We start from the raw sequence: 13,027 nt of genomic DNA on the forward strand, positions 1-13,027 counted from the left end.
ACAGGTCAAAAACAGGTCAAAAACAGGTCAAAAACAGGTCAAAAACAGGTCAAAAACAGGTCAAAAACAGGGACGTTCTTAAAAACTCCAAGCGTGAGCGCTGTGTTTTAATTCAGATATATTTCTAAAGTAAGGGACGAGTTTTTAAGAACGTCCCTGTTTTTGACCTGTTTTTGACCTGTTTTTGACCTGAGTTTTTAAGAACGTCCCTGTTTTTAAGTACGTGTCCCCGTTTTTATTGTTTCCGTCGCCTGTGCGTTACTTCCGGGGGTGCTTCTCGTGCCAGCGGCGAAGCATCGCCTCCAGCCGCTCCTTGTAGACGATCGTGAGGATTACGATGACGACGGCGATCCCCGCCATGAGGAACAGCGGGCCGTACGCCTTGTCCCTCAGGTAGTGCCCGCTCAGCGTCAAAAGCGTCGTGCCCAGCAGCCGCCCCGCGCTCGCTATCGCCAGGAACTCGAGGGTCGTGAGGTGGCCGAGCCCCAGCATGTAGCAGAGCAGGTCTTTCGGAAACCCGGGGATCAGGAAGAGAACGAACACCAGGAAGACGCCCTTGTGATGGAGAAGGTAATCGAACCGCCCCATGACCGATTTGTCGACGAACCGGTCCGTTAACGGCCTGCCGAAGGCGCGGGAGAGAGAGAACGCGATGAAGGATCCGATCGTAAGGCCGATCGTCGAAAGAAACGTCCCGAGGATCGGCCCGTAAAGGAAGCCCCCGAGGAAGCCGGTCGCCTCGCCCGGTATCGGGGCCATCACGACCTGGACGACCTGAAGGAAGATGAAGCCCGCGAATCCCCAGGCCCCGAGGGAATCGATGAACTTCGTCAGCCTCGCCTTGTCCAGGAAGAAGCGGACGAAATCCGTCTGGTAGGCGGCCACGGTGATGGCGGCGAGAACGGCGACGAGGATGACGGGTTTAAGCCAGACGCGATTCTTCTCTTCCGGCGGCATCCCGTAATTATATGGGATGTGAGCTAACGGGGGGACGAGAAAGCGATATCGCTAAAACGGGAGAAAATCCCCTCGGGCAGGGCCGTCGCCCCGTACGGGACCCTTCCAAGGTAACGGTCCCCGGCGATCCGGCGGATTTCGCCCTCATTGGTATCGCGCGAAGGGGAGGGATCCGCCGCCAGGTCGTTCAGGACGACCCCGAACAGCTCAAGCCCTTCGGAGCGGAGAAACCGTATCGTAAGCTTCGCATGGTTCAGCACTCCGAGGCGGTTCCCGGCCACGACCAGCACGGGCAGTGAAAGGTCCCGCGCGAGGTCGGCGAACGAATAATCCTCGCCGATTTCGACGGCGATCCCTCCTGCACCCTCGATCAGCACCGCATCCGAAGAAGCCGCCGCGCCGTTCGCCAACAGGCGGATACGTTCAAGGTCGATCCGCACGCCCTGCTTTCTCGCGGCAAGATGCGGGGAAAGCGGCGCGGAGAGCGGATAGGCGCATACCGACGCAAGGGGCAGGTGGGGAGCCATCGAATCACGAAGCGACAAGGCGTCCGACGGAAGCAGCTCCCCGTTCATGTCGGCCGGACATCCCGATTCGACCGGCTTCAGCGGATGAACGGAAATCCCTTCGGCTGCAAGGCGCCTGCCGAGGAGGCAAGCGAAATAAGTCTTGCCGACTCCCGTGTCCGTTCCCGTTACGAGCAGGCGCAGCCCGGCCTTGCCCGTCATCAGGCGCGAACCTTCGCCACGCATTCGGCGGAAAGGGTTTCGCGGATCGCCCACACGGCGGCGGCTGCAAGATCCTCGATCTCCTTTTCCGTGGACGACAAGGGGGGCATGAGAACCACGACGTCCCCGAGCGGACGGATTATCACTCCTTTCTCTCTCGCCTTGCGCGCGATCTTCTGGCCTATCTTCCGTTCGGATGGAAATCTTTCCTTCGTCACACGGTCGGCTACGATCTCGATTCCGGCCATCAGGCCTTTCTGCCGGACATCCCCCACGTTCGGGTGCGCCGGGACGGCCGACAGGGACTCTTCCATCGTAATGGAAAGATCGGAAACCCGCCCGAGCACATCTTCCTTTTCGAAGATGGAAATGGTCGCAAGCGCGGCCGCGCAGCCCAGGGGGTTCGCGGTGTAGGAATGCCCGTGGAAGAACGTCCGGAATTCCTCGTGCCGCCCGAGAAACCCCTTGTAGATATCTTCCGTCGTCAGCGTCGCCGCAAGGGGAAGATAACCGCCCGTAAGCCCCTTGGCCACGGCCATGATATCCGGCGCAACCGCCTCGTGGTCGCAGGCGAACATCGCGCCAGTCCGCCCGAACCCGGTCGCCACCTCGTCGGCGATGAGGAGGACGCCGCATTCCCGCGTCACGGTCCGCAGGCGGGAGAGGTATCCGCCCGGCATCATCAACATCCCGGCAGCTCCCTGGACAAGCGGTTCCACGATGACGGCCGCCAGAGACTCTCTCCCCTCGCGCACCGCCTCCTCCATCCTGTCGGCGCACTGCATGAAACAGGAGGGGCGGGAAAGTCCGTACGGGCACCGGTAGCAGTGGGGCGTCGGCAGCCGGCGCGTGGTGAAGAGAAGGGGCCTGAATATCTTGTGGAACAGGTCGATCCCGCCTGCGGAGACGGAGCCGATAGTGTCGCCGTGGTAGGCTTCGGAATGGGTCAGGAATACGGTCTTCCCATCCCCGCCCTCCTTCTGGCCCCAGTACTGGAACGCCATCTTGATGGCGATCTCCATCGCCGTGGAGCCGTTGTCGGAATAGAAGACGCGTGACAATCCCGGAGGGGCCGCCGCGACGAGCTTCTCCGCCAAATCTATCGCCGGCGGATGGGTGAGGCCGAGGAACGTGGAGTGGCCGAGCATGGATAGCTGCGCCCGGACGGCGTCGTCTATTTCCTTGCGGCAATGGCCGAAAAGGTTCACCCAGAGGGAGGAGACGCCGTCGAAGTAACGGTTCCCGTCGGTATCGAACAGGTAGTTCCCTTCACCGCGCTCGATGACGAGCGGCTCGTCCTTTTCCCAGTCGGCCATCTGCGTAAACGGATGCCAGATGGCCGCCTTGTCCTTACGCCTTAACCGTTCCGTGCGGTTCATATCCACTCACCCCTCCATGTGTCGGATTTCGGGCGGCGGGCAATTCCGTGCTCCGTCAAAGCCTCGTCTATCCGGGCCGCCGCGGTTGCGATCATCTCCCGGGTATGAGTGGCCATAAGCGTCAGCCTTAGACGCCCGGTTCCCTCCGGAACGGTCGGGGGCCGTATGCCGTGGACGAACACGCCGCGGTCGAACAGCAGCTTCGACACCTCCATGGTCTCCGTGTCGCCTCCCACGAGGATCGGCACGATCGCAGTGGGGGAGCCGGCCGCCCTTCCCCGGGAAGCCATCTCCTCGCGGAAGGCCGCCTGGTTGCGCCAGAGGGATTCGATGATATCCGTCTCCTTCCCGAGAAGGCGCAGGGAAGCCAGCGTAGCCCCTGCAAGCGCGGGAGGAAGCCCCGTGTTGAAGATGAAGGGGCGGCACTTGTTGACGAAGTATTCGACCATGGCCCGCGAAGCGCCGATGTACGCGCCGTATGTCCCCAGCGCCTTGGAGAAGGTGCCCATCTGAACTTCCACGCGGTCTTTCAAGCCGAAGTGATCCGCGGTACCCCGTCCCGCAGGCGGCAGTACGCCCGTAGCGTGCGCGTCGTCCACGACGAGGATCGCGCCGTGGCGGTCCTTCGCTTCCACGAGCGCGGGGAGGGGGGCGATGTCCCCGTCCATGCTGAACACGCCGTCGGTCACGACGATTTTGCGGGCGGCGTTCGACCGCTTGAGAAGGTCATCGAGATGCGAGGCGTCGGCGTGCCGGTAGACCTCCACGCGCGTGCGCGCCAGCCGGCATCCGTCCACGATCGAGGCATGGTTCAGTTCATCGGAAAAGACGGTAGAATCGGCGCAGCAGAGCGTGGACATGATCCCGAGGTTGGCCATATACCCCGCGCTGAACGTCAGCGCCGCCTCGGTACCTTTCAGCTTCGCCACCGCGTCCTCAAGCTCCGCGTGGACATCCATGTGCCCGCAGATCAGCCGGGACGCTCCCGACCCGACCCCGTACTTCCCTGCATGTTCCGAAAACGCCGCCACGACCTCCGGGTGGTTGGCCAGCCCCAGGTAGTTGTTCGAGGAGAAATTGAGCCGCCGCGCCCCCTCGATTACTATTTCCGCATCCTGCGGCCCCGAGACGCGCCGCATGAACCGGTAGCGGCCCTTCACCTTGAGGGTCGCGATCTCATCGGAAAGAAAGGAGAGGTCGGTCATCTATGGCTCCCGCAGCGTCAGGCCGAGGTCGGCGATCATCCGCACATCCTCCTCGGCCGGGCGTCCCGTGGTAGTGAGGTAATTTCCCGCCATCGTCCCCGTCGCGCCCGCCGCGAACATGAGCGATTGCAGGTCGCGCAGGTTCACTTCGCGTCCTCCGCAGACGATGATTTCCCGCGCCGGATGACAGAGGCGCAGCATAGCGATGATCTTGAGGCAGTGGAACGGGGCCAGGTCCCGCTTGCCTTCGAGCGGCGTGCCGGGAACGGCGTTAAGGAAATTGACCGGGATCGAATCGACATCGAGCTCGCGCAGCGTCATCGAAAGCTCCACCCTGTCCTCGTCCGTTTCCCCGATGCCGAAGATCCCACCGCAGCACACCCAGGCCCCCGCTGCCTTCGCCTCCCGCACGGCCCGAACGTCCTCTTCGTACTCATGTGTCGTGCACATCGACGGGAAGAAGCTGCGGGACGTCTCCAGGTTATGGTGGACAGAGCGCAGGCCGCGAGAGAGAAGATAGGCGACGTTCTCCGCGGAAATCGTGCCGAGGCTCACGCACGTTTCCACCCCCACCTCGTCACGGATCCGCTCGACGGCGTTTCCTACGCGGACCAGTTCCTTCCGGCTCCGCATCGCCATCCCGGACGCCACGATGGAAAATTCCCGAGCACCACGCGCCTTGGCTTCCCGCGCGGACGCTACGATCCTGTCTTCGTCGATCAGGGGGTATTTCCCGATTTCGGCAGTCGATCGGCGCGACTGCGAGCAGAACGAACAATCTTCCGAACAGAGGCCGGATTTCGCGTTGACGATGGAGCAGAGCCGTATCCCGTCTCCCTTGAAGCGCCGCCGGACGGATTCCGTCACATCCAGCAGCCGCCACATCGCTTCCCGCGGCAGAAGCAGGACCGCGAGCGCGTCGGCGGGGGAAATCCCCTCCCCCGCCATCGCCTCCTCCCGAATCCTCATCCAGAAGGCTTCCATATCCCCCCCACTGATGGCAACGGGGACCATTCTTGCCGCAACCGGAGCCTGCTGTCAACCTCGAATCGGCGCCGCCGGTTTACAGCCCCGCCTCCCTCCCGTTCAAGTTTTCATCTAATATAAAGGGCAACGTAAAATCCTCGTTCCATATATACCTCCCCTGAACGGGAGTACACCGGGTAGACGCGTCACCGAGCCACCGAAACGGGATGCCTGGCTGGCGAGCCGCCGAGACGGGGTGCCCATCGCGGGGGCGTTGAGCGACGAAGCGGTAGCCAGGGATGGCGGAGCGAGGAAGCTCACGAGCCGCCGCCCGGCCATGGACGGCCGGGCAAGGCGTCCCTCGCGAGGGGTACCCCGCGAGGCGTGCCGAGCCCGGAAAATGAAATTGGAGGCGGTAACGATGAGGGACGCTGTACGGCTGCTGGTGTTCGACCTGGACGGGACGCTTATAGACTCGAAGGAGGACATCGCCAACTCCGTCAACCATGCGCTCGGGGAATTCGGCTATCACGCACTGCCGCACGAAAAAATATATTCATACGTCGGCGACGGGGCGACGATGCTCATACGCAGGGCTGTAGGTGACGACGGCAACGGCGTGCTTTCCTCGGTCCTCGATGCTTTCCTTTCCGATTACCGGCGGCGCCTGCTGGACACGACCCTCCCCTATCCCGGCGTTGCGGAGAGCCTCGAAGAATGGGCGGGGAGATACGATATGGCGGTGCTCACGAACAAACCGCTCGACATGACGCATTCGATCCTCTCGGGCCTGTCTCTCGACCGTTATTTCGCGGATGTCATCGGAGGGGACAGCCTCGATAGCAAGAAGCCGAACCCTGAAGGGCTTATCCGGATCATGAGGAGGCGCAGTTCGCAACCCGGCGAAACGATCATGGTCGGCGACTCCAGGAACGACGTGCTTGCCGGACGGGGGGCGGGTGTCCGGAGCTGCGGCGTTACCTACGGGCTGGGGGCGGCGGGCTTCGAGGAGCACCCCCCGGATTTCACGATCGACAGTTTTCCGGAGCTGTTCGAGCACATCCATCCCAAAACGTACTGAAAGAGCCGGTCAGGAGAGATCCATCTTGAAGAAGCCCGGCGCATTACCTTTTACGGCGGTACTTCTGTTCCTCGGCATACTGCTCGCCGTGCGGCTCGCCTCCCGGCACGCGCCAACGTTCGCGTTCCTTCCGCCGGAGCTTCTCGCCGCCATACTGTTTCTGTACACCCCTGTCTTCCACTACCGGCGCGGAAAAGCCCCCTCCTGGCTTACCGTCGCCGACCCCGGGAAAAGCGCGAAGACATTGTTTGCGCTGGCCGCGGCCGGCGTCTTCGCCTACCTGGTGTTCCTGCGTCTTCCGCTCCCCCCTTCCGTGACCGCGTATGCAGGCATGGCTCCTTCCATCGCGGATCTCCTGTTCCGGGAAGGGCTGCTTGCCGCGCTCCCGGAGGAAGTATTCTTCCGCGGATACCTGTACGATGCCTTCGAGGAAAAAGGGTGGGAGCCGATCATCCCGTCCTCAGTCCTGTTCGCTGTCGGGCACCTTCTCATATTCGCTTCGTGGTACCGCGCGCTGACGCTCCTGCCCGCCCTTCTCCTCGGGTGGAGCCGCAAATCCACCGGAAACATATACGTTCCGATCCTGCTCCACCTGCTGTTCAACCTGCTGCCGTACGCAGCCGGAGGCCTGCGATGGACGTGATCACGGTGGAGCGGGGGCACCTCTTCTTTTTCTTCGCGTACGACGTGGGGTTCGATATATCCCTGCCCGAGGCCCGCCGCCTGGCCGAAGCGGAGGAGTCCCCCGGCCTCGCCGGACTGCGCCCCGCCCCTGCGCACCTCCAGTACCGGCCCAGGCCGCTTTCGGTCCCGTTCGGGACAGTCGAGGTAATCCACGCCGGGTCGCCGTTCCGCCTGGAGGCAACCGCCAAGATTTTCGATTTCGGAGCGCTTTCGATCGCACTCTGTCTCCCCCTCGGTCAAATCGGATGGGAGGAGTTCACATCTACCGCACTTTCCCTTTCCGGCGCAGGAGGGGTGGAGAACGCGGCGCGGGGCGTGGCAGCCCGTCTCTTCGACAAGATCCGACCTGCGGTGACACGGCCCGGCTTCGCCGACCTTGTGGAGGAATACAACCTTTGGCATATCGGCGGATTCCTTCCTGCGATGAACGGAAGTCAGGCCCTCGCCCGGTTCCCCCAGGACATCGCCCGCCTGCTCACGCTGGAAAGAGGCGATTTCAGCGACGCGGCGATCGCGGAGATACTGCGCAACCCCATCCGGTATTTCGAGAACGACTTCTGCATCCCTGAATGGAACGCGGCGCTCGTCTACGACCCCCGGTACCAGGACACCGTCGAGGTGCTGGAATTCCTGAACGTCCAGATGCTGGAACTGCGGTTCTTCGACAAGATCCTGCACGCGGCGCTCGACGACATGGGGGAGGAGATACGGAAGAAGCGCGGGATACTTTCGGTCCTGCACGATCCGTACGAAACCCCCCTGCGCAAGCTCTCCGAGATCAAGATGGACGTTTCGCTTCTACGCGAGCGCATCGGCAACGCGCTGAAGCTCGCGGGCGACGTCTACCTCGCGAAGGTCTACGAGGAGGCGCGCCGGAAGGCGGGGGCGGAAACGTGGGAAGGTACGATCCGGGACCAGTTGAAGGCGCTGGAGGACATCTACACGATCCTCAACAACCGGGCGGCCGCCTCGCGGGCCGAAACGCTGGAGACGATCATCATCCTGCTGATCGCCCTCGAAATCCTGATGGGGCTGCTGCGGCGCTGAGCATAACAACAGAGGATCGTCAGTCCACTATTTCCGTGAGCATGTCCCGATCGAGGATTTCGACGGTTTGCCGGGCAAACCGGATCAGACCCTTCCCCACCAGTTCCCTTGTGCTGCGGTAAAAGGTCTCATGGGTCATGCCCAGGAAGGTCGCCAGCTCTTTGCGCGATACGGGGAGGGTAATCGACAGGGAATCATGAGTTTCGGACAGAAGCAAAATGTAGCTGGCGATCCTCGCCTTGGGGGATTTGAGAGTCAAATCGGACAGGCGGCTTCGGAGCCGAATAACCAGGAGGGAAAGAAGGCGAATCCATTCGGCGGCGAATTTCGGGTCCGTGGCGATCAGATCCAGGAACTGCTTCTTTTTTATAAGGTAAAGCCGGCTGTCTTTCAGGGCGTCCGCGAAGCAATGATAGGTGTCGGAATAGAGACTGGCCAAGGCAAAGGCGCTCCCCGGGCTCGCGATCTCCTGGGTGATTTCCTTGCCTTGGGGAGAGATCCGGTAAAGGCGCACTGCGCCTTCCTGAACCACGTAAAACCCCTGGGTCGGATCCCCGGGACCGAATAGCCCCGCCCCTTTTTTCAGAACCATCTCCCGAGCCATCTTTTCCAATTTCGCGAGATGCTCCTGCCAAAGATCGGCGAAGATCGGGAATCCCGCCAGCATTTCCGCCCCCCCACTTGTTTCCTTAAAATTATTTCCCGGCTTTATGATTCAAATCATATTCCTTTTTCCGCCGGTATTTTACCATCCGTCCAATTACTACCCCATGGAGTGAGCAGCGTGCGCGATCCATTAAAAACCATCCACCTGATTTTTACGGTTGCCTGTGTTCTTTTTGTTTTTAAAGGCGGTGCCGATGCACAGGAAATGAATAACCAGGCCTTGACCCTGGAAGACTGCCTGGCCGCAGCCCGGACGGGTAACCCGGTGATAGGCGCAAGCATGGAAAAAATACGGGAACTAGTGGCCGATTACCAGGCCGCCAGGTCCAGGTTATTTCCCCGGCTCTTGTTGTCGGCCTTCTATACCGTGCAGCCTTCGGACCGGTTTGCCCCGGGAGGGGGAGTATCGAGCACAGAGTCGTTCCAAAGGGAAGGGTTTGCCGGGGTTACCGGCAAGCAGGTCGTTTTCGACGGCTGGAGGACTCAATACAATTCCCAGGCTGCACGACTCGATACCACGGCGCAGGAACAGGAGGTCCGGCGCACAGCCGATGAAGTGGATTTTGTCGTGACCGAAGCCTTCTACCGTATGGTCGAGGCCAAGGAGAACCTAAAGGTGGCCCGGGAGGCGTTGCAGCAGCGGCAGGAGTTCGCCAAACTCAGCGAGGCCTTTTTCAAGGCCGGAAAAGTTACCCGTCTCGATTCCTTCCGTGCCCAATCCCGGGTGTCCGAGGCAGAGCAGGCCGCTGTGGAAGCGGAAAACGCCGTGCGCGTGGCGGGGGAAATACTGACGCGCCTCCTGGCATTGGGAGAACAGGCGCAGGTGGATATCCGGGGGCGGTTGCCCCAGGAGTTCAAGCCGGCAGCCGATGTCTCCGCGCTGTGGGAGGAAGCGTTGGAACGCAATCCTGAAATCAAAAAACTCGACGTGGAAATATCCCGGAGCCAGGCCGCTATCAAGGCGGCACGGGGCGGCTATTTCCCGGAATTGAGCATCCAGGCGGCTGCCGACGTGCGCCATCGTGACATGGGAGGAACCAAGCCGGAATGGCTGGCCGGGTTTTTTTTGGAATATCCCTTTTATGAAGGCGGGCTGACCAGGGCGCAGGTGTCCAGGGCATCGTCCAGGTACCGCCGATTGGCGGAGGAAAAGAGGGACCGGCTCAACACCCTGAAGGTGGACCTGACGCGCGCATGGAGAGACCATGAGAACGCCCGGAGGGGAGTGGATGCGGCCCGCCAAACCTTGGCCACCAACGAGGAAGCATACGCCAGCGCCCAGACCCTGTACCGTCACGGCAAGGCCATAGGCCTGGAAGTGCTTCAGGCCCAGGTGGAATTGACCGACTCCCGGTTCAACATCATCCGATACGCGGTGGCATATGAAATCGCCAAGGCACGGATCGAACAGATCACGGGCCCCGGCCCGGCACATTCTCACGGACAGAATAACAGCGGAGGTCGGAAGTAGTGAAATCGCCCGGGGGAATGCGGATCATCGGCGCAATCATCGTGATTCTTCTTTTCGTCATGGTCGGCTATGGCCTCTTCCGGCATCGTCCATCGGCGCCCGTAACTACGGTCGATAAATCGGAGATTCAAGCCGGAGTTCGCGGGCCGGGCACGGTGCAATCGAGGGTGCCGGTACTGATAAGCGCCAGGATCACCGGGATTCTGGAGAAACTTCATGCCGATCAAGGAGACCGCGTAAGGAAGGGCCAGTTGTTGGCGGAACTGGATGCCGTGGAGCTGGAGGCCCGCGCAGCGGCGGCCCGTGCCGCGGAAGGCCGCGCTCGTCGCGAGCTGGCGCGCGCCCGGGCGGATCTGGTGAAAGCCCAGGCCAACCTCGGTCTGGCTCAAAGCAATTACCGGCGGGACCAGGAAGTCTATAAACCCGGCTACATCTCCCAGGCGGCCTTTGACGCCGCCGAGGCCCAACTCCGCGTGGCCGAAAGCGAGGTTTCGTCCGTCCGGGCCGCTGTGGAGGCCCTCCAGGCGGCGGTCGGGCAGGCGGAATCGGAATCCAACGCCGCCAAGGCCTTGAAGGACTATACCCGCATCCTGGCACCCATGGACGGCCTCATCACGGTGCGCAAGGCGGAGGTGGGCACAACCCTTGTTCCCGGGAGTCCCGTTTTCCAGATGGTGGACCTGAACCAAATATGGGTTGCCGCCTGGATCGACCAGGCCCTGGCGGCCCGACTGCGGGAGGGCCAGCCGGCCCGTATCACCCTGCGCTCGGGACGGGTGTTCCAGGGAAAGGTGGCCCGGATCAACGCGGAGGGAGACACACTCACCCGGGAACTGGAGGTGGATGTGAAGTTCGACCGATTGCCCCAGCCCCTGATCATGGGAGAAGAAGCTGTGGTGGATATCGACACCGGCCACCGGGGGAACTGATGGATCTCGCCGTTCATGACCTGAGGCTGCACAAGGGGCGCTTCATCGCCACCATCATCGGCGTGGGCCTCCTGTTTACCATCGTCCTGGCGATGAACGGCCTTTACAGGGGGAATATCTACGAAGGCCTGGCGGTCATCCAGGCCACAGCCCCCGACCTCTGGGTGGTTGAGCGTTTCCGTGGCGGCCCCTTCAATGAACAGTCGACCATGCCCGAATATTACTATTACAGCGTCAAGGCGGTTCCGGGCGTGGAGCAAGCCGGTCCCTTCATTTATTACACCGTGGAACGGCAAATCGGCGGGCGAAGCCGTCATTTCAGCATCATCGGATATGATGTCTTCGGCGGACTGGGCGGGCCGCGAAAGATTTATGCAGGCAGGGGGATTCAACAAGCCCACTACGAGATGGTGGCACATCCCAAACTGCAAATGGGCCTGGGCGACAAGGTGCCGCTGGGCCTCCATACGTATACGGTGGTGGGGCTTACCAAGGAGGCGGTGGATGCCAACGGCGACCCCCTGGTCTATCTCTCCCTGCCCGACGCCCAGGAAGTTCTGTTTCAGAAAGACAACGAAGAGATCCGCAATCAACGGACGCGCCTTGCCCGCGGCCTTGCCCACCCGAGTTCGGACACCCATATCATCAATGCCATCCTGGTAAAGCTTTCGCCCGGCGCCGACGTGGCCGATGTGGCCCGCCATATCGAAGATTGGCTCTATTTTTCCACCTACACCACCCTGCAAGAGGGTCAATTGATGCTGAAAGGCCGGCTGGCGAGCATGACCAGGCAGCTTCTCCTGTTCAGGGTCCTGCTGATGATCGTTTCCGTGGTGATCGTCTCCCTGGTGATCTACACCTTCACCATGGAAAAGATTCGCTCCATCGCTGTCATGAAGCTCATCGGCGCTCCCAACAAGGTCATAGTCCGCCTGGTGATGGAACAATCCCTGCTTCTCACTATCGGCGCGTTCCTGGCGGCACTGGTTCTCGTCAATCTGACGTATCGCTTTTTCCCCAGGACAATCCTGTTGATCCCGGGCGACGAGGCCATCACGTTCATCGTGGTTTTGATCGGGGGCATCCTGGCCAGCATTTTGGGGCTTTGGCATGCATTGAAGACCCAGCCTGCCATGGCCCTGGGAGGTCAGTGATGGAAGTCCTTAAGGTCGAGGGCCTCGGCAAGATTTTCGGGGCCGGCCGACTGGAAGTGCGGGCCCTGGAGGATATCCATCTTTCGGTGAACGCCGGGGATCTGGTGGCCCTGTTGGGGCCAAGCGGCTCCGGCAAAACCACCATGCTGCTATGCGCCAGCCTGATCCTGGAACCAACCAAAGGCAAGATCGTCTTTGACGGCCAGACGATCTTTCAGAAAAACGGCTGGGCCGGAGGCGTCGACATCCGGCGTATCCGGCGTGAGAAAATGGGTTTCATCTTCCAGGCCCACAATCTCATTCCCTTTCTCACAGCCCGGCAAAACGTCATGTTTCCTCTTGATCTGGTGGGTCGTGAAGGGGATGCCGCCCGGGAGCGGGTCATGGAACTGCTGGACTACATGGAGATCGCCGACCGGGCCGACTACCTGCCTGCCCTGCTTTCCGGCGGCGAGCAGCAGCGGGTGGCCATCGCGCGGGCCCTGGCCAACAACCCCAGGCTGATTCTGGCCGACGAGCCCACCGCCTCCCTGGACACTCCCCGGGGCAAGAAGGTCATGACACTGTTAAAGAAGATCGCTAAAGAGAACCGGTCGGCGGTCGTAGCGGTTACCCATGACGTGCGCATGATCGAGGGGTTTGACCACGTTTACCATTTGAAGGACGGTCGTCTCGATCGAAACCATTAACCCGCATTTCTCACCATGGTTCGCAGCGAGGCGGTGGAGACGGGTATGGATACAAGGCGTCGCGACCGAGG

The 13,027-nt window shown here is 61.4% G+C and carries 13 protein-coding genes; 7 read left to right on the plus strand and 6 right to left on the minus strand.

Annotated elements, in window-relative coordinates; translation table 11 throughout:
- Positions 1-258: 258 nt before the first annotated feature.
- The 5 genes from HY896_02430 to bioB are packed head-to-tail and all read right to left on the minus strand — an operon-like array spanning position 259 to position 5,253.
- Entirely contained in the window at positions 259-957 is a 699-nt protein-coding gene (locus HY896_02430; GenBank protein ID MBI5575201.1) for a TVP38/TMEM64 family protein, read from the minus strand.
- Between the two features lie 23 nt (positions 958-980).
- Positions 981-1,685: a dethiobiotin synthase gene (bioD, locus tag HY896_02435; protein ID MBI5575202.1), complete on the minus strand. Its 705-nt coding sequence runs from the start codon at positions 1,683-1,685 to the stop codon at positions 981-983.
- Positions 1,685-3,064, minus strand: coding sequence for an adenosylmethionine--8-amino-7-oxononanoate transaminase (gene bioA, locus HY896_02440; GenBank protein MBI5575203.1), 1,380 nt, complete (start codon positions 3,062-3,064; stop codon positions 1,685-1,687). The genes bioD and bioA overlap by 1 nt, the downstream gene beginning before the upstream one ends.
- A complete protein-coding gene (gene bioF, locus HY896_02445; protein ID MBI5575204.1) occupies positions 3,061-4,269 on the minus strand; it encodes an 8-amino-7-oxononanoate synthase in 1,209 nt (402 codons plus the stop codon). Before bioF ends, bioA begins: the two co-directional genes overlap by 4 nt.
- Positions 4,270-5,253 carry a biotin synthase BioB gene (bioB, locus tag HY896_02450; GenBank protein MBI5575205.1) on the minus strand — a complete coding sequence of 328 codons (984 nt, stop codon included), beginning with the start codon at positions 5,251-5,253 and terminating at the stop codon, positions 4,270-4,272. It lies immediately after the preceding gene.
- 238 nt (positions 5,254-5,491) lie between these two features.
- Here bioB and HY896_02455 point away from each other — a divergent pair, with 238 nt between their 5' ends.
- Genes HY896_02455 through HY896_02465 form a run of 3 tightly spaced genes read left to right on the plus strand, consistent with a single transcriptional unit; the run spans position 5,492 to position 8,047 of the window.
- Positions 5,492-6,316, plus strand: coding sequence for an HAD-IA family hydrolase (locus HY896_02455; protein ID MBI5575206.1), 825 nt, complete (start codon positions 5,492-5,494; stop codon positions 6,314-6,316).
- 25 nt (positions 6,317-6,341) lie between these two features.
- Positions 6,342-6,959: a CPBP family intramembrane metalloprotease gene (locus HY896_02460; GenBank protein ID MBI5575207.1), complete on the plus strand. Its 618-nt coding sequence runs from the start codon at positions 6,342-6,344 to the stop codon at positions 6,957-6,959.
- Positions 6,950-8,047, plus strand: a complete 1,098-nt coding sequence (locus HY896_02465; protein ID MBI5575208.1) for a hypothetical protein — start codon at positions 6,950-6,952, stop codon at positions 8,045-8,047. Before HY896_02460 ends, HY896_02465 begins: the two co-directional genes overlap by 10 nt.
- 19 nt (positions 8,048-8,066) lie before the next feature.
- Here the strand turns inward: HY896_02465 and HY896_02470 are convergent, their stop codons facing one another.
- Positions 8,067-8,714 (minus strand): Crp/Fnr family transcriptional regulator, encoded by a 648-nt coding sequence (locus HY896_02470; protein ID MBI5575209.1) that lies wholly within the window; start codon positions 8,712-8,714, stop codon positions 8,067-8,069.
- Between the two features lie 204 nt (positions 8,715-8,918).
- Between HY896_02470 and HY896_02475 the strand changes: the two genes are divergently transcribed.
- The 4 genes from HY896_02475 to HY896_02490 are packed head-to-tail and all read left to right on the plus strand — an operon-like array spanning position 8,919 to position 12,956.
- Complete coding sequence (locus HY896_02475) at positions 8,919-10,184, plus strand: TolC family protein (GenBank protein ID MBI5575210.1); 1,266 nt, start codon at positions 8,919-8,921, stop codon at positions 10,182-10,184.
- Positions 10,184-11,113 (plus strand): efflux RND transporter periplasmic adaptor subunit, encoded by a 930-nt coding sequence (locus tag HY896_02480; protein ID MBI5575211.1) that lies wholly within the window; start codon positions 10,184-10,186, stop codon positions 11,111-11,113. The genes HY896_02475 and HY896_02480 overlap by 1 nt, the downstream gene beginning before the upstream one ends.
- Positions 11,113-12,267 carry an ABC transporter permease gene (locus HY896_02485; protein ID MBI5575212.1) on the plus strand — a complete coding sequence of 385 codons (1,155 nt, stop codon included), beginning with the start codon at positions 11,113-11,115 and terminating at the stop codon, positions 12,265-12,267. Before HY896_02480 ends, HY896_02485 begins: the two co-directional genes overlap by 1 nt.
- Positions 12,267-12,956, plus strand: a complete 690-nt coding sequence (locus tag HY896_02490; protein MBI5575213.1) for an ABC transporter ATP-binding protein — start codon at positions 12,267-12,269, stop codon at positions 12,954-12,956. The genes HY896_02485 and HY896_02490 overlap by 1 nt, the downstream gene beginning before the upstream one ends.
- Positions 12,957-13,027 lie beyond the last annotated feature (71 nt).

The organism is Deltaproteobacteria bacterium (genome assembly GCA_016218975.1).
Classification (GTDB): domain Bacteria; phylum Desulfobacterota; class Deferrimicrobia; order Deferrimicrobiales; family Deferrimicrobiaceae; genus JAENIX01.